The sequence below is a fragment of the Planctopirus hydrillae genome, from assembly GCF_001707835.1.
GTDB lineage: Bacteria > Planctomycetota > Planctomycetia > Planctomycetales > Planctomycetaceae > Planctopirus > Planctopirus hydrillae.
Window position 1 is genome coordinate 11,243 of sequence record NZ_LYDR01000058.1, and the last position, 22,031, is coordinate 33,273.

Consider the following 22,031-nt stretch of genomic DNA (forward strand, 5'->3'; position numbering starts at 1 on the left):
GCGTTCAGGAATCGAGGGCCTCAGGATTCTTGAGCGACTTCTTTTGTTCGGTCGCGAGCCGCCGCTCGACCTTCTTGAGATCCTCAGCAGGTGGCAGACTTTCAGGCCGAATCCCGCGTTGAAGAAGGGTGTTGCGAACGGCTTGATTGTTCTTCACATGTTCATTGGAGATGCTGGCTTCCGTCTTGAGCGCATTCTGCCTGGCGTTGAAGATGGTGATCTCCGTCGCGAAATCTTTGGCCTTGAGAATGATCGTCGGAGCAAAATCAGCAAGAGGGCGATTGTCGGGAACCTTCCACTGCGCCTTCATCGCCTGGGTCGATTTGGTAAAGAGGGCGAAGTCGCCTTTGGTACGAATCAAGGCAAAATTCCGATCGCTTCCCGTCTGCTGGTAGATGACCGACGAAAGCTCCTTCTCAGTCCCCGTCAATTTTACGCGGGCGGAAATCCGTTCCAGCTCCAGAATTCGCTGCTCAATGAGTTCGGCTTTGCGAGTCTGAACGGCGAAATACGACTGGGCGAAGGCGACTTCCTCCTTCTTCGGATCGCCGTTCTGAGCGATCAGATAGCAGGAGTATCTGGTTAGCATGATGTCGTCGACTTCGCGCTGGCTCCCTGACCCCAGGTCGACCATTTTCCCGACGTCGGCAAAATGGTCGGCAACGTCATGGCCCGAAAGTTCACATGCTGTTTTGGCTTTGGAAATGACGTTCAGGAAGTTGTCCCACTTGGAATATCCCAGCAGGTACTGCAAATCCCGAGCAAGCCAGTATTCAACGCCACCTTCGGTCTGCGCGGCATGGCCTTCAAACGTCGTTGTGAGCATCTGGATTACTTCTGTTTTCATGACCGACCTCCTGAAGTAGAACCGACGATCGTTTTCACAGCCGCGAACTGTGAAATGAGTTTGTCGAATTCGCCTTGAACCTTGGCTTTGAAATCCGACTCGATCTGGTAAACGTCGCAGAACTCAGCGAAAGCCCAGCGGCCGTAGGTTCCCAGGTGGTTGACGCCGGGTACCCAGCAGGTCTCCATCGTGGCTTTCTTGTCTTTCGCATCCTCACCGCGATAACCCTTGATTTCAATCACTAGATGGAGCAGATCCGGCGTGCCATCGGGATGAGGAGCGTGGCCGTCATCCACCAGGACGATGAAATCGGGCCGGTACTTGCGGGGTTCGCTGCCAAAGAGATAAGGGACTTCAAAGCCCAGGTTGTGATTCTTGACGTAAGCCCGGACAAGTGGATGCGATTCAGCGACCCGGCAGAACTCGGCTTCCCAGTCGGAATCGAGAATCACCCAGTTGATATGACAGCGATCGGGACTGGTCTGCCAGCGCTCAGTTTTGCTGGTATTAAAATGGATCTGAGCTGTTGAACCAGTGGGGGTGTAAGGATCGAGCAGCGCCTTGATGGGCCGCTCGTCGCCGAAAGCCCGGGTGATACCATCGGTGATTCGCTGACAAGCCATATCCTGGATGTTCTGGTCAGTAAGGAGCAGACCAGGATTGGTTTCCCCCTTGCAGATGAGGCATGTATCGAGCCACTGTTTGGTAATGCGCTTCAACTGGCCAAAAAGGTGAAGCTTGGGAGCTTCGCCCGGATCACGCCATTTTGTGTAGAGCAGACGCTGAGTGACGTGGAAAACGAGTGTAGAGGGCCGCATATCCTTCATATGGTCCAGGCCCATATCTGCCGCTTCGCCAATAATGCCCTCATTTCGAGTGATTGATGGCCCTACGAGATCGGGCGTCAACACGAGAATCGAATCGTCGTTGAACTCGGCAGTCAGCCGTTCTTCGGGTAATTCGACGCGGTAGCCTTCCACGCGCGGAAAGCGGATCTCCAACGCATCCCGCTGGGGGCGAATGGCCTTCACCTGGATGGTTTCCCGCGGCTTTTGCGGCGGTGAAACGACGGGTTTGGCGGTGAAGTCGAAGGGAATCCCGAACACGTCGGCATATTCGACATTGAACAGCCCCTGCTCGTTGAGGTCGTAGGATTGACGGCGCAAAGCGCGGCCGATGACCTGTTCGCACAGGAGCTGCGTGCCAAAAGCGCGAACCCCCAGAACGTGCGTGACAGTATTGGCATCCCAGCCTTCCGTAAGCATGGAGACAGAGACGACACAGCGGACCGAGCCACCGAGTTGCCCCGGTTTGCCAACGGTGTTCATCACTTCGCGGAGAAGTTCCTGATCGGTGATGCTTTCCGCACTGCGCTGGTCGCCGGTCCGTTCGGTGATTTCCTGCCGGAAGCGTTCGATCTCATCCTTTGCCATGTTGCGGAAGTTGTCGTCAAGCGCATCACCCGCTTCGAGTTGTTCACTGTCGATCAGCAGCGTGTTGGGGCGGGAGAGCGGATTTCCCGTGGTTTCATCGAAGTTGCGAAACAGCGCCAGGCGGCCATTTTCGAGTGAGGTTGACCCATCATCGTTATTGCGATGAAAGCCGGAAACGTAGTCGTAAACCAGCTTGGAAATGGCCGTGTTCTGGCAGACGATAATGAAGCAGGGCGGGACGGGGATCCCCGCTTCGGCCCAGAGGTGGAACGTCTTTTCATAATGACCGTAAAGGGCCTGAATTGCAGTTTGTAGCCGGGTAGGGAGTTTGAGCGGATCGAGTTCTTCACCCTTGCCGCGCCCTTTCTTGGGCATGTCCTGGCGGATGTTCTCCCAGAGGTCTCGAAACATGGGCATTTCGTTGCCGGGAATATTCTCGGCAACGGGGACGCGCGGAAGCTTGACAATGCCGCATTCAATGGCATCCATGAGCGAGAAGTCGCTCATCGTCCAGGGAAACAACGTGCCTTCGGCATATCCGGAGCCGCTGAGGAAAAAGGGAGTCGCAGAAAGGTCAATGACTCGGGCGACACCCAGCTTGCGGTTGACCGCTTCAAGGCCGGTAATCCACAGTCGAGCGGTTTCGTTGTTCTTTTCGGCCTCTTTCCTTTCATCACCAGTCAGATCAGCATCATCGGCTTCTTTGGGCTTCTCCCGATAACAATGGTGGGCTTCATCGTTTAGAACGAGAATGTTCTTGAGGCCCATCAGATCGGGCATGACCCGCTGCAGCATCTGCCCTTCCGTCTCGAGGGTGTCGAGTTCCTCGCCGTTCCTCCCCTGAAGCAGTTGGCGGCCACCTTTGGACAGCTCGATGCGTTCACGGAGCTTGAAGGCGTGGTAATTGGTGATGACGATCTTGGCACGGTGGATGTCATCCAGCATATCCGCAGGAACCAGCTCGCGACTGGCATAGTAGCTGTCGGGATCGTTCGGCCGCAGGACCCGCAGGCGGTCTTTGATCGTGAGACCCGGTGCCACGACGAGAAAGCCGCGAGTGAAGTTCTTACTCCCTGGCCGACGAACCGCGTTGATCGTTTGCCAGGCGATCAGCATGGCCATGACGGTAGTTTTTCCAGCCCCTGTGGCCAGCTTAAGCGCCAGCCGCAGCAGTTCCGGGTTGGCGTCCTGACTGGCGGCCGTCAATATGTTGAGCAAGCGTTTCCCGTTTTGGGAATGTGGAGCCACTTCTGTCAGCCAGATGGCAGTTTCCACTGCTTCGACCTGACAGAAGAAGGGACGAATCGAAGCGAATTCATGATGCCGCCAATGCTGGAGCAATCGGGCCGTTTCGGGAGTCACCTGCCATTGGCTGGGATTGGGCAAAGCCCGCCAGCGATCGACCGCATCTCGCACATCGTTAATCAGTGACTCGGAGTCGTACTGCTGCTGCTGCGTCGATAATCCTTTGCCTTCGTCGAAGACAAGGGATGCCTGCTTCGACGATTTCCCCTTCTGCTTCTTCGGTTTAGGGATCGCAGTAATAAACTTGGCCCTGCGGCGCGATTCTACCACCAATTGAGTCGGCTGCCCCTCCTCGTCAAGCTCCCAATGTCGGCGCGGATAACGATAGGGGGAGTTCAGGATTGGACCGCTGAAGAAATCGGAAGTCATTACCCATCCTGTGGAGCGTTTAGTGGACGCCAGTGCTTATCGAAGAATTACAGCAATATCGCACCAGCAAGTCACGTCTGTCCAGCGAAAACATGCCAGAAGCAAAGTTAACGAACTGGTAACGGCCACTGGGAAAATTGTAAGAGACGTCACCTCGCGGCAAAACGACCCTGACCAAAAGCACTCTGGATTCGTCACGGCAAAAGCAGGAATTGCACGCGTCTAACTCAAGGAGACGAGATACCACCACTCGACGACGATCAAGAAATCAGAATCACCACTGGGCGGAGATTGCCGTTATGTACCTGCCAGGGGCAAATCCTGTGTGTCGGAGGTGCAAAAATCTGTGCAATGGGCCGTGCCCATGAACTTAAGTCAAGTGGAACAGTTGTGGTTATGGCTGATCAAATCTGGTCTTGAAAACCCCCAAAGACTGATTTTTGTCGCATGGTGCTGTCCGTGGTGGCAGACCTGCGACGATCCATCCCACGATCATCCGCACATTGAATTGATTCGAGTTAGGCCATACTCATCGTTTGCCGAGTCGCCGACTGAGGCGGTCTGAGTTCAGTAATCAGTCGTCTCCCGGACTGCTGTAGACTTCTGATTATTGGTCGCAACAAATCCTGATTGGCATGTGGCGATTCTTCGTGGGATGACGGTTGCTGTTCAATGAACGAAGGCGGATTCGCCGTGAAGACATTTGCCAGGTAATCAGAGTCTGTTCTCAAAATCAGGGAGCGATCCGGATACTTCTTTATGGCGGCTCGTACCCCCAGCAGAGCCAGCCGTGATGCTGTGACGTTTCTTACAGATTCGCATTGAATTTCGGGATTCTGGTTCTGCTCACTTTCAACTGCACACAACCATGCTCCCACCCGATTGGGGAGCATAGCTGTGGTCAGTTCCACAGTGACGGGCGTCACCGTAGACGTTTCTGCATCGACCCGGGTTTCAGGTCGAGTTCGGTAGCGATAGGCGAAGCCATCGCGTCGGGCCGTGTTGTTTGTTGTCATTACCGGTTGAGATTGCTTGATATGGTAATAACTTTGCCTTGCGAGGTATCGCACTCTGGCGTGCTCCCAGACCGTTCTCAGTTCCTGAGTGGAGACTGGTGTTTCAATCTGGAGTTCTTCAATTCCCTTTCTTACTGCCTCGTGTGCTGCACTCAGCCCATCTTCTGCTATGGGTCCTAACTGGTCGAACTTTCCCCTCAGGAGTGCCGCTATCACAAGCAGACTATCTGGTTGGGTGTAGTGTTCTTCCAGATCCTTCCTTAGCCTCGCAGAGAATCGCCGTGACAGCCCAGGCTTAATACCCGAACCGTCTTTCCGTACTTCAACTCCCAGCCAGTCAGCATGCTGACCATTTGAAAGATCGAAGCAGTCGGCGTCCTGCGCTCCCTTGATCTGCATTCCGATGTCTGTTGCTATCCTTCTCAAATCGTTCCATGCGGCTTGTGATTCCTCACGGGTTCGACAAAGAAGACAGATATCGTCAGCTACTCGTATCAAAGGGATGTGTGGATAGAGTCTCCTCCATTGGCGGTCAATCGCTTTGTTCAGAACAACATTAAGCAGTAGAGGAGAGAGAGCCCCTCCCTGCGGGATGCCAGTTGTTCCTGCGATCGCGATGATTCGCCTGATTAATGGAATGAGTTTGTCCAGCCAGTGGTCCCCTTTGAGGGCACGCAGCAGGTATTGATGGTTCACATGGTCGAACGCGTCCTTCAGATCGGAGATGACCCAGACATATCTTTCCTCCCGCTCGGCAATTGCGATTGCTCTGGCCAGTGCTTCAGTGCGATCCCTGCCGGGGCGATACCCCAGACTTAAATCATCGAATCGCGGGTCGAGCAGTGGCTGGATGATTTGCACCACCGCGCGCTGCACGACCTGGTCCTGCCAGTTTGAGATACTGATAGTCCGGTGTCCTGTTCCGGAGCTTTTGGGGATGTTGACTGTTCGAGGCTGGTTGGGTTGATAGGTGCCGCTCTCCAGTTGCCGGGCCAGTGCCTTCAGTTCTTGAAAGACCCTGACTCTGGCTTCTCGCCATAAGGTTGTCAGACACTGGCCGTTTGGGCCTGGCGCCTTTTCTCCGTGTGACGTGAGATGTATCACCGCTTCCTGAAGGTTACGCTCGTCGGCGATGCGGCTCCTGAGGCTTCTCAGGAACCGACGCTTTTGTGGCAGAGGCAGGCGTTCGAAATTTGAGCATTCACGCTGGTGCTGCTGAAGGAACAATTGGCTCCTCTCTCGGCGATCAAGTCGCCCAGCTTCACTTGACGTGTCGATATTCCTTCGCGATAGCAGGCGGGGTGTATCGAAGCTCATTCGATCAGATTCCGTTCACAGTTTTGAATTAAGTAAATCAATAGGAGCCCGGTCTGGTACTTTCACCGGGCGAAAAGCGGAATGAGGCTCAAGGTGGATGTCGAGAATTTAATGAATTCGTCATGAGTTCTCTCTGAAATCGAGTTTAGGCACTGACAATCAGGTCTCGTTGATTCAGCGATCGATCAACAGGACTTCTGTGATTTCTCAACTGAGTCAAGCCCTGCTTCTGGTAAGCGGCCATACGATCCCGCGCCATGCGAGCGGCTTCAATATCGAATTCATCACAGAAATCTACGATTCTTACGGTCCGTCCAGTTTTCCGAGAGGCTAACAGCCATTGATCCAGCCATCGAGAAGCAGGGCCACCCACGCCCCAGATCAGAACGGAATTCAATGGAGTCGTGCTATTTGCACTAATCAGCGTGAGTACATAGTCGTCGAAAGTCTCGATATCTTGAGGTAACTGAAGACTTTCTCTCGAAGCGTTGAGCAACTGAAGCAATATTGATCGATGTTCTTGATTCTCAACGATGATCTTCACAGGGACAGGATTTTGACCTCGATTCACACTCACAGCTGTCCTCAATTCATCAGCAAACTTATTCAGAATCTGGAGATTACGACTCGAATGCCTCCAGTAGTGCATACGTCGATCAAAAGTCGCTGGATAACGTGAAAGTGGTCCGCGAACTCTGTTAGAGCCAACAACGGGCCCGCTGACAGGTTCAATGATCGATTCCCAGACTGGAGGAGCCAAAAAACTGTGTTCAAACAATGGCAATCCAACTCTTGCCTCAAGCTGCTCTTCATCAGCCCTTGCAAGATGCTCCATCCGAGTTCTGAAGACGTAAAATCGATCTCCCGCTGGCTGGATCAACATGATTTTCAGCCATTCTGGAAAACTCGGCGGGAAATAGGGGACTAACACAGCGCACCTCGATGGATCGATCAGGGTACCTGTCCAGAAAGTCGTAACGAGAATTCTTCTTGAAGCTCTTGGGCGAATTCCGCAGACGAACTCGACTTGATCCGGAAAGAAGCGTGTCAGTCGGCAATACACCTCATCTGCGACTTTACGACTGACCACTGGAAGTATGAACCTGACCTCCGGAAAAGCCGCAATCAGGTCTATGATCACTTTCCAGCGATGCTGGTCATTATGACAGACCATTTGCCCGTAGCGACTAAAAATCAGAGAATCTCGAGTTAGATCATCGGCAGGGATCGTGTTTTGTGGACGGGTATCTGAAACTGCCATGTGTGCCTCTGGTTGCTCACAGCCATGTACAATCTCAACTGCATATCCTGCCTGATAAAGTGCGACCCAAATCCGATTAAAAGCACGTGTCTGCAAAGTCACAAAGCCATGCTCACGAATTGCGAGATTTTGACGGTCTAGTAGATCATTCTTCATGCGGGCAAGTGGTCGTGGGAGATCATTCCGGATTCGGCGAAACACCTCTTCCGGAAGTCTGACCTCACCAAGACAACTTATCCCAAGCGTAACGCTCTGTTGATTTTGCGCGCTTCCACCTTCCTCTTCGTCCATCTTTCAACCTCTTTGCCAACTGAGACAAACTTCACTGACCAATTCAGAACGTGACAGTCTCGGAGTGTCGAGATTCTGGGTTTCAAACATCGCACTGCAAAAAGGGCACCCCAAAACCAGCTTGCAGAGCGTGTCGATGCCCCGCCGTTGGCCGTTGCCAATGACCGAAACTGCTCCACGATCAAGTGGTTACAGAAAATACACGAACAGATGCGGCAGGTGCTCAACATTGAGTGGAGCCGGTAAATCTCCGCCAAGAGGATACCGACAACCTTTCGGACCAACTCCGTGTCACTATCAACGAAAGGACCTTACCCTGACGAAACAGACCCTCGGTCAGTCACTGAGTTGCTTCCATCACATATCAAGTTAGCGTCAGTCACCAAGTGTCATCATGCATAATCTCGTTAAGAAGGCTACACCAGAATTCTATATATACTACTGAGCACACCGAAATTTGCGTGCTTTCAAGACACTCAGCCTTAGACTTTGGATCGCGTGTGCAGTGTGGATCCTGTTCTGAACTGCGGGTCGTGGTGTTAACCGGCCTTTGTCAGGTGGATAAATGGCGGGAGATGGTTAATGCGGCTGTCAACATCCGGCTGGGGAATACGGAGCAACAGCAGTTTCTCTGAGCGAAGGTCGACAGTGGCTGTTTTTTCCAGAGTCTGGTCATTGTCAACAGCCTGCGGATCTGCCGACTCCTCGACGTTAACCCCTTCGGGCAATGTTGTTGAAGACGAGGCTTCAGCAGCTTTTGGGAGTCGACATGCATGCTCATGGAGATACAGCGGCCAGTACAGATTCTCTGTCTCGATCTCTTTCTCGGGAAAATCGAGTTTGATCTGGATTTTCAGATCGAGCGAATAGGTTTCTGGCGGAGTCACATGACTCACGGGAAATTTGTGGACAGCAAAGGCAACACGTTCGATGGCTGCCCGCGCCTTATGGGCTCGAGAATAGAGTCCAGGATATTCGTAGTGGTAACGAGCCGTCTGCCGTGCCCGGTGCCCTGATTTCTTCAGTGTCCTGGAGGCATCGATGAGAGTCATCAACATCAGCTGCTCGTAAAACAACTCCTGGATGGGGTGAGCATGCATCCCCTCAGGAAGCGCGACCTTGCCTTCCACCAGTTGCTTCAGGTAATCCAGTTGAGATGAAGAACGACCGGACATCGTGACGAGCTGCAGATACAAGGCGGTTTTGCCCCACTGCTTCAGTTCCTGTGCCGTCGCCTTTCCTATCAGTCGCTTCTGGCGATCCGTGAGTTCTGGCAGCCTATAGTCTGTTGGGGCTAACAATCCGGCCAGCACAGGGAGTGGAAACTCCAGCAACTGCTGGAACTTCCGGGCGCTGATCCGGGCCTGTTTCCGCACCTCATTTTCAAAACACGTCAGCTTCCGCCGAGCCTGCTTGATGGCTGCGAACATCTGCGCTGCTGCGATCCCATCATAACCACTGCCGTAATACTCTTTTTCAATACGTCCGTAGCGACGAACTGAGCGGTAGTAGTAACTGTTGCCGTTTCGGCGTCTTTCCCATGCCATGTGATCACTTGCTCTCCAAGTTTTTGTTTGAGGATTTGTGCTAAAGCGATGATTTGGGCGGGGATACCCCACCCAGTCTGGTCCTGTGCAGGAGTCATCAGACCCTTCCCGAACCCCTAGGGCTGGGAATTACAGACGGTTTGAAGCCACTGACACTGAGCTCTCAATTCCCGCAGTTTTTCAGCGGCATAAACCAGTTTGCATGTTTGTGGCCGGGGATGCCGGGGCGTATCGCGGGGGGACAGGATCCGTAGAACTCTCAGCTTCTCTTCCCGTGTCAGCTGGCTCTCTTCTCGCAGATATCCCAACAGCCCATACCTTCGCACGAGTGTGCGCAACTCAGGAGTCAGATATCGCTCCAGTTCTGTGAGACCCGATTGATAGGCCACAACCTTCCAGAAATAGCTGTATTCATGGCTTTTTGTGATTTCCACAGGCCGAAATTTGACAGCGTTATGCTGAATCCAGGAGATCGATGTCTTCAAAAGAGGCAACACTTCAAAGAACAGAGCTTCATAAGCCACAATGGCATTTTCGGGCCATTGCACCACAGCAGCAACCTCACTCACTGTCTGATGAGCCAGCAGACGCGCCTCGATTTCAGCCGATACAAACGGATCCGTTTCCCGTAAGGAAACGGCCATCAGCACGGCTTCATCGATGTGATCGTTCACGGTGGGAATGCGCTCCCGCAGCTCCCAGCACTTCAAGAGACGCAGACACCAGGGGTCTTTAAGGCGTTTCTCAGGGTGTTTCCTCGCCAGAAGGCACCACAATTCCCGCCAATTTGGCTCCCGAATTGGGGATGTGGGACCCGGAATCTGCTTTTCGAAGAAGAAATAGTCGCCAAATGGAGAACGCGGCATCACTTTTTCGCCCAAAAACGAGGGTGTGGAACAGGGCGATGTACTACATCTGCACACATCGAGCTTTCGCTATTTCCTCATATCTCTGGCGTGAGCGCAAGAGGAGAAAATTCTGCTCAGACAACAGCTGCTGCGTCTCGCTCCAGAAATGAGTGGCCAGATTGCGTTCCACGGCCGTCGTGAAAGTCATGCCGGGAATTCTCACGAAACATCAAAAACCTCACTAGCGCGGATCACCCTCCAGCGCTACGATGAGTCTTGAAGCTCTGTGCCATATCACGCCATGCCGAGAGGAGGTTCGATTGAGACAGCCATTCCCGACCTCTGTGCTCGTTCCCTGATGAACAGCCAGGAATGTCCCTTCTAAACAGGGAGTGAATACCTGCTTGTGCAGCAGCATTCTCGGAATGGATTCAGCCCATATGGAGAAATATCACCATGTACGACATTTTTCATGAGTTCAAACCTGGCTTTGAATCTGTCGCTGTGGATCGCCAGACCGCAGCAAAAATCCTGGGGATTTCAATCGCCACTCTCGACCGCCATGTACGGTCTGGCAAAATTCCCTCCTGGAAGCTGGGGCGACGTGTCTTATTCGACCAGGCGACACTTCTCGAATTGTTACGTTCCGCGGGTCAGTCCACGACGTGATTGAAGTTGTCCGGATCTCCCAAAGAAGACAGCTGAACTGCATTGAGGTCTTACAGAGAGGTTCGAGTCGACCTCGCAGGAGACTCAACAGCTCAGCGGTATTCTGATGGGGAGCCAGAATACGTCTTGAAAGGTTTATCGTGACGAGAAGTCCTGGCATCCACGTTCTAAAAACGGGCCTGTCGATCAGGAACTGATGGTTGGCAGTGGGAAGAAGTGAACATACCAGGCCACCAGACAAACAGAGCCATCTTCCTGGAAAATCGCTTTCGCTATGAGATTCCAGTCTTCTCGACAGGGGCGTATGGCGTCGAACCGTTTACGTGATGGAGGAATCGCGGAGGATTCAGGAAGGCGAACTGGCCGCCGCGGCTGACTCGTGAAACACTCAATAGACTGACAAACTTTTCTCACTGTCTGTGATTCGTAATGTCGTTTGATTCATCAAGCTCACTCGAACTGTAGGGGTTCATTCAATGGCAAGTCTCTCAAAAGATGCTTCTGGTAACATCACATTGCAAGTCGTCTGTTCTGATGGACGGCGGCGGCCCATTCGATTGGGGAAAACCCCCATCAAAGCGGCTCGTTCATTTAAGCTACGGCTGGAAGCTCTCGTGGCCTGCCAGCGATCAGGATCTCCCTGGCCAACTGATCTCGCTGCATGGGTCGGCACTTTGCCGGATGATGTTCACGAAAAGCTATCGCGGCCCGGCCTCGAACTGGTGCCACGCCGGGAACCTGTGACCATTGCGACTCTGGGTGGATTTCTTGATAAGTTCATGGAGAAGCAGCGATCGCTCGTGAAAGGGGGGACGCTAGTATTCATCGGGCATGGTGTGCGGAATCTGCGGAAATGCTTCGGGAACGAAGTGGCACTCGCGGAGATCACTCCCGGTATGGCGGATGACTTTCAGGGATTCCTTCGTCGTGAAAAATTGTCACCCGCCACGATTGACCGGCGACTCTCTCTGGCGCGGTCGATCTTTCGTTCGGCGGTAAGGCACAAGCTGATCGAAGAGAATCCGTTTGAAGGACTTCGAGCCAGCAATAAAACGAACCCCGCAAGACAGAGGTTCATTGATCGAACGACCATCGAACGGGTGATTGCGGCTTGTCCTGATGCCGAATGGCGGCTTCTGGTCTCTCTGGCCCGGTTCGGCGGTCTGAGAATCCCTTCCGAAGCGGTCGGGCTGAGATGGTCAGACATCGACTGGGAACGTGACCGCATTCGGATCTCGAGCCCAAAGACAGAACACCACGTTGGCCACGAGTCACGAGAGATACCACTGTTCCCCGAACTGCTGCCCCCCTTGATGGAGCGGCAAGAACTGGCGGAAGATGGGACTGAGTTCGTCTTCGAACGGCTGCGGCGAGATGCGGCCAAATCAGACACTGGCTGGAAGTCAGTCAACCTGAGAACGCAATTCACGCGAATCATCCGCAAAGCGGGTCTGACACCGTGGCCACGGCTCTGGGTGAATCTCCGGGCATCATGTTCCACGGAACTGGCTGAACGATTTCCCGGCCACGTCGTCGCAGGGTGGCTGGGACATTCCGAAACCATCGCAGTTGACCATTACCGGCAGACGCTCGATTCCCATTTTGAATCGGCGTCCAAATCATCGCTTGAACCGACGCGGAAAGTGGTGCAGAAAGCGGTGCAGTCAGGAGCCATCAGGACGCTTCCCGAAGTGGCAGACCACTGCCCAGAAAATGACAGAACCCCACAAAACAAGCTGTTTTGCGGGGCTCTGATGCTTACTGATAAGGCAGGCAGCGTACGTAAAATGGTCGATACAGGATTCGAACCTGTGACTTCCACCGTGTGAAGCCCTTTTTAGCTACCAGGACTACAGCATTAAAGTGTTGACACTATTGAGTTTACACACACTAAAGACTACTTCAATAGCGGTCATTCGCTTCCGCTGGATTTCAGTGAATTTCACTCACATGTGGTAGTCGGAGGGTAGTCGAATACTCGGTGGTGCGAGACTTATAGTCAGGTTCCGCAAGTCGCCCCTCTGATAGTAAGAGGCTGACACAAAACCTCAGTTTTATTTAAGCGCTATGCGGCCTGCCTAATCGGTACGCCGTGGCAGAGGGCGGCTATGGCGAGGTGGTTCCAGGCATCGATGATCGTCTGGTGGCGGTCATAGCGAATTCCGAACCGGCGTAAGCCGCCCAGCCAGCTGTTGGTCCTCTCCACCACCCCAATCCATTGAATCACCGGGGGATCTTCCCCAACCCAATTCCATGTTTCGGTGTTCCTCTTGCGGATGCCGGGGGTGATGTCGCGACTTTCCAGCTCCTTGCCGGCCGCTTCGCCGTCGTAGCCGGCGTCAGCGTAGAGCTTTCGCGGTCTTTGTCGAGGCCTGACGGGAACACCCTTCACCACCGGATATCGATTCAGCACGGGGAGCAGGCATTGATGGTCGCTGGTGTTCGCCGGGGTCGAGATAATCGCCTACGGGCCTCACTTGCCGTCGGCCATGATCGTGTATTGCACCCCTTTCTTCGGCGGTTGCCCCTGTGTTTTTTGTGAATGCTGCTGCGGACGCTGTCGGCTCCGCCGCCGAAGGCCCGGACATGGGTCGAGTCGACCACCACCTCCAGATCAAAGGCCTGCTCTTTGTGGAGTTCTTCCAGGATCCTTTCATGCAACCGTCGCCAGATCCCCAGTTGCTCCCAGCAGGCCAGCCGCTCGCGTGCGGTATCTCCAGAGCAGCCAATGTTTCTTGGGACGTCGCGTTAACGGCAGGCTGTGATCAGCAAGAACCAGATCGCCCCAGAGAACGACTTCGTGGGGAATCCGCGTTCGCCCCCCACCCCAAGGCCATGTAGGGGATTGATCGGGCAGAACATTCGCGACAGGCTGATACTTCACATCCGGCAGATGGGCATCCATGACCGGCCCCGAGGAAGGTGCAGGTGGAAATTCATCTCGTCAGTTAGATGACACCTCCCCGTCCAAGCCACTTCAATTTCTTTGATTTCTGAAACTTCTCCAAACCGGAGTGCGTCACGTTAGTAAAACTCACATCTAACGCAATTAGTGCCGGAAGGTCGTTCAGCTGCTGCAGTCCTGCATCGGTGATGTTAGTGTGGTTTAATTTAAGTGCACGTAGGTTCGGAAATGACTGCAGTTCTTTTAATGCTGTATCCGTCACGCTTGTGCCGCTCAGATCAAGCGATGTTAGCTGATCTAGGTTTTTTAGCGTTCGCACCCCGACATCCGTAACCTTGTCACCCGTTAGGCTTAAATGATTTCCCTTTTCAAAGATGACCGGCATTTTACTGATGAGTGATATTCGCTCACCAAAGAGGGTATGAAGCAATTGGATTTCTGAAAGCACTAATAGTGTATGATCTGTAGTATCGGCTCTTAGCTCTGTAAGTTTTGTGAGGGCCTTAAGTTTTCTTAGGCCTGTCGGAGTGATTTGGGTGTAGTCGATCTGGAGAGTACGCAGTTTGCTATGGGTACATACCTCCGCCAGCCCGGAGTCCGTAATGGAAGTATGTGAGAGCCTGAGAAAGACTAGGTTCGGAAACAACTTCAATTCCTTAATCCCTGCGTCGGTTACCTCCGTACCGGAGAGGTTGAGTGCAACGACTTCCTCAGGCTTTGTGGGCCGCTTGCCACGGGCTGCTTCGGCCCGACTTAATGCATGAAGCAAGCCTATTTCTCGCAGGACAACCAACGTCTGATCTGTGATTTGCTCGTTAGGGAGAGTTACAGAAGTCAGATGTGTGAACTCTTTGAGCTCCTTCAGTCCGGTATTTGTAACGTTCGTGTGGGAGAGGTTGATCGAAGCCAGCTCCTTCATTTCTTTTAGCTCCCGCAGCCCGGCATCAGTCACCTTCGTTCCAGAGAGGTCAAACGATATGACTGCATCCAGCCGTGTGGGTCGCTGGCCATTGGCTGCTTTGGCACGAGGGCTCCTATGTAATAGACCCATCTCTCGCAATACCGCTAACTCCTGGTCTGTAATTTGTTCCCGACTGAACTCTATGGAACTGAGCTGCTCCAGCTCTTTGAGCTCCCGCCGTCCAGCATCAGTCACTTTCGTTCCGGAGAGATTGAGCGAAGTCAGCTGCTTCAGTTCTTTAAGCTCATTTAGGCCCGCATCCGTTACTTGGGTACCGCGGAGGTCAAGCGAAGCCAGCTGCTTCAGATCCTTGAGTTGCTGCAGTCCTGCATCAGTCACCTGCGTTCTGGAAAGGTCGAGCGAAACGACGTCCTCCGGCCGCGTGGGACGCTTGCGACCGACCGCTTCGGCTTCATGTAGCGCATGGAGTAGCCCCGCTTCCCGCAACGCCGCTAACGCCTGATCTGTGATTTGGTCGCGACTGAGTTTCAAAGATATTAGCTGCTGGAGCTGTTTGAGCTCCCGAAGTCCAGCACCTGTCACCTTCGTCATTGAAAGGTCGAGTGAAACAACCTCCTCCGCGCGCGTGGCCCGCTTCCATTCGGCTGCATAGGCCTCACGAAGCGCATGAAGTAGCCCCGCTTCCCGCAACGCCACTAACGCCTGATCTGTGATTTGGTCGCCGCTAAGCTGCAGAGATGAGAGCTGCTTCAGCTCTTTGAGCTCCCGCAGTCCGGCATCCGTCACCTTTGTTTTCGAGAGGTCGAGTGAACCAATTTCTTCCAGGCCTTTGGGCCACTGGTCGTTGGTCACCTCTTTTCGAAGGGCGTGAAGCAAGCCCGCCTTACGCAATATCGCCAAGCTCCGGTCGGTGACTTGATCGTCACTGAGTACAAGAATAGTCAACTGCTTTAGCTCTTTGAGCTCCTGCAGCCCGGCATCCGTCACCTGCGTTCTCGATAGATTTAGCAGAGCGAGTTGCTTCAGCGTACAAAGGTCAGGCATTCCGGCATCTGATACCGACGTGCCGTTAAGACAAAGAGCGACAAGCTGCTTTAGTCTCCGAATCTCTTTTAGTTCAGCATCCGTGATGCCCCGATTATCGCTGAGATCCAGCGTCGTCACGTCAATCGGGATGGACCCGCGACCAGGTAGCTGAATCGCCTGGGAACATCCAGCCAGGAACAGAAGGCAAAAAGTGAGGCAGGGTCCAAACAGGAGTTTCAGCACTTCACACTCCAGAGAAATGGGGATTATTTTTTCAACTAGTGTTAGGGACAGATGACACCTCAGCTCTTTCGATGCCATGAAATTTGAACTCGCCCCTGCTTCCGATTCTTCATTTTCACATGCCCACACACAGTTCATTAGATTGGTCCCAGAGTGTATGCACAATCATCTGGATACGACCATCCACTGGCTATACGCGAACTGTCCCGAGTTCTTTGATGGGGAATGTCCATCACCCACGGTGTGGTACTCGATCGGCCCATATGGCGATGGCATGTTGTTGAAACAAAAGCCGAAGGCAACTTCCTCCCAAACACCACCTTTTATCGTCTGTCAAACTAGTTCAAGGTGAGCGACTAAAAATTCTTATCAAGCAGAGTCGCTATCGCGATGATACTCAAGACAAACGCCTCACTTCGACAATTAAGGCGCTGACGTGGTTCTTTGACTCCGACAGGCGGTCTCACGTCCGGCCACCTGAGCGTTGTCAAAGTCATGATCAACTAACTCTCCGGGATGTCCTCAGTGAAAAGGTTTTCTCCAAATCACCTCGCAATTGGGCTGGTTCGTACGAAGTCCGTCGACTCCGACATCCGTCACTGGCGTTCGCCGGGGTCGAGATCATCGCCATCTGTCCTGATACCCCACTCTGACTAACGGCGCACAACTGCGAAATGCTCTCACTCCACCAGTTGTGACAGCTGTTCCAGAGACATCGAGAGTCACAAGATTGTTAAGCCCTTTTAACTCTAGCAATCCATTGTCCGTCACCTTGGTTCTGCGAAGATCGAGATCGGCAAGGCTGTTGACCTTTCCGAGTGCAGCAACTCCATCATCACCTATTTTCGAACCGGACAAGGTAAGAGTGCTAAGGTGTTTGCATTTAGCGATGTTAATCACCCCGGCATCCGTGATCTTTGTGTCGTAAAGCGACAGCGACGCCAGCTGTTCGAGATTACATAGCTCCTCTATCCCAGAATCGGATATTTTCTCGCCGCTCAGGGAGATTGATTTCAAATGAGCCAGACTTCTAAGCTTCTTCAGGCCAACATTTGAGATATCGGTATCAACAAGATTAAGTGAGGTGAGTTTCAGAAGTTTTCCAACCTCCTCCAAACCCTTATCACTAACAGAAGTACGGGATAGGTTAATTGAAGTGAGGTGCGAAAGCCCCCTTAATTCCGCAAGTCCATTGTCAGAGATCTTAGTTCCGGCTAGATTCAAAGACTCAAGCTTTGGAAGGTTCAGCCGTCCAATATCCGAGATATGTGTGTAACTAGCATCAAGCGACGAAAGCTGCGAGAGTGCGGAAAGCTCGCCCAACCCTTCATTGGAAACATCGGTACTTTGGATCGAAAGCACTTGGATATTGCTCAAAATGCTCAACTCTTTTAGGCCCGCATCCGTGACCTTCGTATTGTAGAGATTGAGGTTGACCACATCTTCTGCGCGTCTCGGCCGCCCTCCGTCGACAGCGCTAGCCTTGCGAAGGGTGTGAAGCTTATCAGATCTCCGCAGAGACTGCAGAACCTCATCATCAATGTCGGAAATCTCCAACAGATTTAATCGACTGAACATTCTCAGCTCTAGCAATCCCTCAGCCGTCACCTTCGTACCACCAAGATTAATCGACTCCAACTGCTCGAAATCACTCAACTTCCTCAGTCCCGCATCAGTTACTTGAGCGCCACCAAGATCTATTGCAACTACGTCTTGTGCGCTGGTGGGACGCTTCATATACGGGTACTTGTAGTCTCTGTTCGCCTGAACCAGGCTATGGAGAAGTCTTGCTTCCTTCAGGCTCCCCAAAAGGTCGTCAGAGATTCGCGCGTTCTCAATGTCTAGTTTGCGAAGCGCCTGAAACACATTCAGTTGCTTCAACCCCACAGCGCTAACTTGCGTGTCACGAAGTTCAATAATCGCAACATCCAGTTCCGACGTCGGTCGCCCATAGCCAGCCTGTAAACATATAGGCAGCGCATGGAGCAAGCCTATGCTTCCAAGTGAGGCGAACGTTTGATCGTCTATCTCACTATCCTTGAGACGGATTGTGTGAAGTCTCAATCCTTCCAGGATCTTCAGCCCTTCACCCGTGACCAGAGTTTCTTCCAGATTCAATTCTGAGAGATTCTCCAAAGTCCTCAACATCTTCAGCCCAGAGTCTGTCACGTTTGTTCCGGCGACGCCTAGCGAAGTCAGCTGCTGCAGATCTTTGAGTTCCTTGAGTCCGGTATCCGTTACCTGCGTATTGGAGAGGTTGAGCGAAGTCAGCTGCTTCAGATCTTTGAGTTCCTTGAGTCCGGTATCCGTTACCTGCGTATTGGAGAGGTTGAGCGAAGTCAGCTGCTTCAGATCTTTGAGTTCCTTGAGTCCGGTATCCGTTACCTGCGTATTGGAGAGGTTGAGCGAAGTCAGCTGCTTCAGATCTTTGAGTTCCTTGAGTCCGGCATCAGTCACTTGCCTAAAGGAGAGGTCGAGCGAAACAACCTCCTCCGTGGTAGTGGCCCGCTTCCGATCGGCTGCATAGGCCTCAGGAAGCGCATGAAGTAGCCCCGCTTGCCGCAACAACACCAAGGCCTGATCTGTGAATTGCTCGTTACTCAGGTCCAAAGTGGTCAGCTCTCTAAACTCCATAAGATTCTTCAACCCAGCAGACGTCACCATCGTTCCCCTCAGGTCAAGCGATGTGAGACTCTTGAACGCCTTCAGTTCGTTCAGGCCGGCATCTGTTACTTGCGTAGAGGAGAGGTCGAGCGATGTGAGATTCTTGAACTCCTTCAGTTCATTCAGGCCGACATCTGTTACCTGCGTGCCACGAAGGTTTAGAGAAGCAATACGTTTAAAGTCCTTTAACTGCCTGAGGCCGAGATCTGTAACCTTCGTACCACTTAGGTTGAGAGAAGTCACATCCTCAGGACGTTTTGGACGATTCAGACTGCTACCACTAACATCAAGTGCATGAAGAACGCCTGCCTCCTTCAATGCGGCCAACACATTATCAGTGATATCGGAATCAAGAAGTACAATTGTGTTAAGTCTATCAAAAGCTGAAAGCTCACGGAGACCGTTCTCGGTTACTTGCCATCCAATCAAATTCAGTGACATTAACTCGTCGAGCTCGTGGAGTGCCTCCAATCCAACATCCGTCAACTGCGGGCCATAAAGGTCAAGGATAGTCAGTTTCTCAAGTTTCTTCAGCTCCTTTAATCCCTGATCTGTAACCTGGTCAGTATATCCACAAATGAGAACCTTGAGATTCTTAAGCTCCTTCAGCTCCATGCACCCTCTATCCGTCATAACCTTTGCATCAAGTTTCAAGGATGCAAGATTCACGAACTCCCTCAGGCAGTGGAGCCCGAGATCGGTAATCTCCGGTGACCTGGAAAGATCAAGCGAAATAACTTCCTCGTTACAGGTTGGTCGCTCACCATTGCTGGCCGACGCCTGACGCAATGCATGCAACAGACCTGCTTCTTTCAGTGCAGCCAAAGTTTGATCACGAACCTCTTCACCCACATCAATTTGTGTAAGAAGCTTCATTCCTTTTAGATGTCTGAGACTCGCATCCGTCGTTCTCGTTAAATCAACTCCAAGCGAGGTCAGCTCAGCGAAGCTCGTAAGCTCACTTATACCGGAATCCGTAATGTTTGTTTGGTTGAGATTAAGAGATTGCAGGTGCTCTATCTCATTGAGCTCCTTTATGCAGATGTCTGTAACTGGCAATTCTCTCAAGTCTAAGGACTTTAGGTTGTTAATGTTCGTTAAGTGCTTCATGCCAGCATCTGATATTTGCGTACCAGCAAGACCTAGAGAAGCTAACGAGTGTAGATTATGCAACTCTTTCAGCCCGTCGTTAGTCACTTGTGTATAACTTAAATCAAGCTCAGCCAGTGATTTCATCTTCGCCAGGCTTGGAATTCCCGCATCGGTTACTCTTGTTCTACTGATGTCAAGGAATACTAGATTGTCAAGCGTGTTTAGTCGTCCAAGGCCTGTGTCTGTCAGCTGAGCGTTGCGTAGCTTGAGCGTGGTAAGCTCCTTCAATGCCGTCAGTTCCTCGACGCCGGCGTCTGACACTCGCCGTACCACGCCGTCAAAGGAAGTCGTGTCATAAGTGAGATCAAGCGACCGAAGTTTGTGAAGACCCTTGAGCTCACTTAAGCCCTTATCGGTCACCTGTGTTTGACGAAGATTGAGGTTTATGAGGTCCGTCAGCCTGGCAATCTCCTTGAGGCCGGCGTCCGTTACTCGTGTTCCCCCAACATCGAGCATCACAAGATTCTTGAAATGCCGAAGCTTCATCAGCTGTGCGTCGTCAATCTTGGAGTTGCTACTCAGGTCAAGTTCAGTGACGTCAACTGAGAAGACCTTATCTGGACCGTCATCCTGCGGAAAAGAGACTGTCCCCGCATCTGCTACCAAATAATCATTGCTGAGAGCAACTTGGCGACTCTCAGGATAGGCTGCTGCGGAGAGAGTAAGGAGCATGGCGGCATAGATCAGACACTTCATGAGCTTTTCCTTATAGAGAGTGTTTACCCGAAAAAAATGTGATGTACCCTGGTCGCAACGCGTGTTAACCTGAGAGTGTACGGCTTCGCAAACATTTCGTCCACACGAGACAATTGCAAAGTCAATTATTTTATTGAACAACACTTCGGGGAAGCGTAATCTTCCACCATGAGTATTTATGAGGAAAAAATCACATTCAGAACGCTTCTTGCCATTTTGTATAGCGGGCGAATCCATTACCTCTACCCCCTCTCTTCACATGTGGTGTTCTTAGGAGCTGTCTTTGTCCTGGGTGGCCCCATGGAGATTTGAGGCAGCTTTGTTTGCTCGGTGGTGAGCCAGAGCAAACTCGCGAAGTTATTAGCTTTCGTTGCCTTTCGGGTAGCATGCCGCGGAATCTTTGCAAGGCGCTGAAGAACTGCTTCACCATGTTCCGGTGCTGGTAGCGTTCTTGGACGTAACGTGTCTCCGCTTTCCGGTTCCCTGCGGATTGATGCAGGATGTCGTACATATCCACTTTCCATGCTGGCGAATCGAGTCACTGTCGTAAGCTGCGTCTACCAACAAGTGAGTCGCTCAAAGAATTCCCGAAATCCACTCTCTATAAGAGGCTCATTGAACTACTGACGATTTCACGGTCCGGTCAGATTCTTAATCTGGGATGCCTCGGAAGGATTGGTGGATCTGTATGAAAATTGAAAAAAAGCGTAAAAGCGTTCGCGGAGAATTCTCATTAAGGACTTCAATAGGGAAGCCGTCTCGCTTTTGTTGGATGGGCCTTCATTGTTGTCAAATTTTTTTTCATTCTTCCATGTGACATCGCACGTTAAGAGCAGCTCGGTGAAATCTAACAAAACGGGCCTGACGCCCTACCTTGACTCCTCACTAATCTGCTCATTTGGGCGCGGCCATTTTCACCTGCAGTTTCGCAGGACCGCACGGCCGTTTTCGACCGAGGTTAACCTCGCGATGTTTTCATGCGGCAGTTCGTCCCACATCCCGGCGGCTGTGTTATCGTCCCAAAATAGCAGATCCCAGGCTCAGTTAGCACATATTCCCGATCCCGTTATGACCGACAAATCCCTGAGCGGACTGTTTTATCCCTTCTTGCATGTGTCATGCACTGATTTTCCAGACCGCACCGTCTCGCGATAAGGCCCCATGAGGGGTGTCCGCCTCATCCGCTCCAAACGAGGCGGAGAGATTCCCAGCACGTCGATCGCCAGATATATCTCGAATTCTTTCATCAATGGCCGCTTCCGTTGGTCGTCGGCTCGCACCTCTTCCCGCCAAGAGACCCGGAATAGAACTGTTCCGCCAGGGTTCCGCTACTGCGAACCCGGGTTGCCCTACAAGACCAGCACGTAGGCCCATGCGGATTCGCGAACCCGCAGGGCGATGGCAGTTGTGAGTTCCCCCCGTGTTGTCGTTACGGAGCATTGATGGTGACGGCGCCTGAATGGAAAGCGACCAGCTCCAAAAGCTCCGGAATGGCGGTGTTGTGTCGATCTTTCCGTCCC

General features: G+C 52.4%; 12 protein-coding genes. 2 read left to right on the top strand and 10 right to left on the bottom strand.

From position 1 onward, the window contains the following. Nucleotides 1-4: 4 nt before the first annotated feature. The 6 genes from dinD to A6X21_RS07355 all read right to left on the bottom strand — a co-directional run bounded on the left by dinD (nt 5) and on the right by A6X21_RS07355 (nt 10,060). Nucleotides 5-847 (bottom strand): DNA damage-inducible protein D, encoded by an 843-nt coding sequence (gene dinD / locus A6X21_RS07330; RefSeq protein WP_068846960.1) that lies wholly within the window; start codon nt 845-847, stop codon nt 5-7. Then, nucleotides 844-3,954: a BPTD_3080 family restriction endonuclease gene (locus tag A6X21_RS07335; protein WP_068846961.1), complete on the bottom strand. Its 3,111-nt coding sequence runs from the start codon at nt 3,952-3,954 to the stop codon at nt 844-846. Before A6X21_RS07335 ends, dinD begins: the two co-directional genes overlap by 4 nt. A 518-nt stretch (nt 3,955-4,472) precedes the next feature. Continuing rightward, nucleotides 4,473-6,074 (bottom strand): reverse transcriptase domain-containing protein, encoded by a 1,602-nt coding sequence (locus A6X21_RS07340; protein ID WP_165603711.1) that lies wholly within the window; start codon nt 6,072-6,074, stop codon nt 4,473-4,475. 358 nt (nt 6,075-6,432) lie between these two features. Next, the gene (locus A6X21_RS07345) at nt 6,433-7,548 is read right to left on the bottom strand and encodes a hypothetical protein (RefSeq protein ID WP_131818231.1); all 1,116 of its coding nucleotides are present in this window, start codon (nt 7,546-7,548) and stop codon (nt 6,433-6,435) included. Between the two features lie 830 nt (nt 7,549-8,378). Continuing rightward, nucleotides 8,379-9,386: a hypothetical protein gene (locus A6X21_RS07350; RefSeq protein ID WP_068846964.1), complete on the bottom strand. Its 1,008-nt coding sequence runs from the start codon at nt 9,384-9,386 to the stop codon at nt 8,379-8,381. Nucleotides 9,387-9,502: 116 nt separating this feature from the next. Then, nucleotides 9,503-10,060: a hypothetical protein gene (locus A6X21_RS07355; protein ID WP_131818232.1), complete on the bottom strand. Its 558-nt coding sequence runs from the start codon at nt 10,058-10,060 to the stop codon at nt 9,503-9,505. Nucleotides 10,061-10,690: 630 nt separating this feature from the next. Between A6X21_RS07355 and A6X21_RS07360 the strand changes: the two genes are divergently transcribed. Continuing rightward, on the top strand, nt 10,691-10,903 hold the full coding sequence (locus A6X21_RS07360; RefSeq protein ID WP_068846966.1) for a helix-turn-helix domain-containing protein: 213 nt from the start codon (nt 10,691-10,693) through the stop codon (nt 10,901-10,903). Nucleotides 10,904-11,379: 476 nt separating this feature from the next. After that, on the top strand, nt 11,380-12,732 hold the full coding sequence (locus A6X21_RS07365) for a tyrosine-type recombinase/integrase (RefSeq protein WP_068846967.1): 1,353 nt from the start codon (nt 11,380-11,382) through the stop codon (nt 12,730-12,732). A gap of 236 nt (nt 12,733-12,968) precedes the next feature. Here A6X21_RS07365 and A6X21_RS07370 read toward each other — a convergent pair whose 3' ends face one another. From A6X21_RS07370 to A6X21_RS07385, 4 genes are all read right to left on the bottom strand, one after another. Beyond that, nucleotides 12,969-13,364: a transposase gene (locus A6X21_RS07370; RefSeq protein WP_110766442.1), complete on the bottom strand. Its 396-nt coding sequence runs from the start codon at nt 13,362-13,364 to the stop codon at nt 12,969-12,971. 192 nt (nt 13,365-13,556) lie between these two features. Further along, nucleotides 13,557-13,808: a hypothetical protein gene (locus A6X21_RS07375; protein ID WP_068846969.1), complete on the bottom strand. Its 252-nt coding sequence runs from the start codon at nt 13,806-13,808 to the stop codon at nt 13,557-13,559. 43 nt (nt 13,809-13,851) lie between these two features. Beyond that, complete coding sequence (locus A6X21_RS07380; RefSeq protein ID WP_165603713.1) at nt 13,852-15,999, bottom strand: hypothetical protein; 2,148 nt, start codon at nt 15,997-15,999, stop codon at nt 13,852-13,854. Nucleotides 16,000-16,620: 621 nt separating this feature from the next. Next, nucleotides 16,621-20,748, bottom strand: a complete 4,128-nt coding sequence (locus A6X21_RS07385) for a leucine-rich repeat domain-containing protein (protein WP_068846971.1) — start codon at nt 20,746-20,748, stop codon at nt 16,621-16,623. Between the last annotated feature and the right edge of the window lie 1,283 nt (nt 20,749-22,031).

Bases quoted from the DNA above. Each gene is read 5' to 3' on its own strand.
- A6X21_RS07345 (WP_131818231.1), bottom strand. From the start codon at position 7,548: ATGGCAGTTTCAGATACCCGTCCACAAAACACGATCCCTGCCGATGAT.
- dinD (WP_068846960.1), bottom strand. From the start codon at position 847: ATGAAAACAGAAGTAATCCAGATGCTCACAACGACGTTTGAAGGCCAT.
- A6X21_RS07365 (WP_068846967.1), top strand. From the start codon at position 11,380: ATGGCAAGTCTCTCAAAAGATGCTTCTGGTAACATCACATTGCAAGTC.
- A6X21_RS07375 (WP_068846969.1), bottom strand. From the start codon at position 13,808: ATGGATGCCCATCTGCCGGATGTGAAGTATCAGCCTGTCGCGAATGTT.
- A6X21_RS07335 (WP_068846961.1), bottom strand. From the start codon at position 3,954: ATGACTTCCGATTTCTTCAGCGGTCCAATCCTGAACTCCCCCTATCGT.
- A6X21_RS07360 (WP_068846966.1), top strand. From the start codon at position 10,691: ATGTACGACATTTTTCATGAGTTCAAACCTGGCTTTGAATCTGTCGCT.
- A6X21_RS07350 (WP_068846964.1), bottom strand. From the start codon at position 9,386: ATGGCATGGGAAAGACGCCGAAACGGCAACAGTTACTACTACCGCTCA.
- A6X21_RS07385 (WP_068846971.1), bottom strand. From the start codon at position 20,748: ATGGATTCGCCCGCTATACAAAATGGCAAGAAGCGTTCTGAATGTGAT.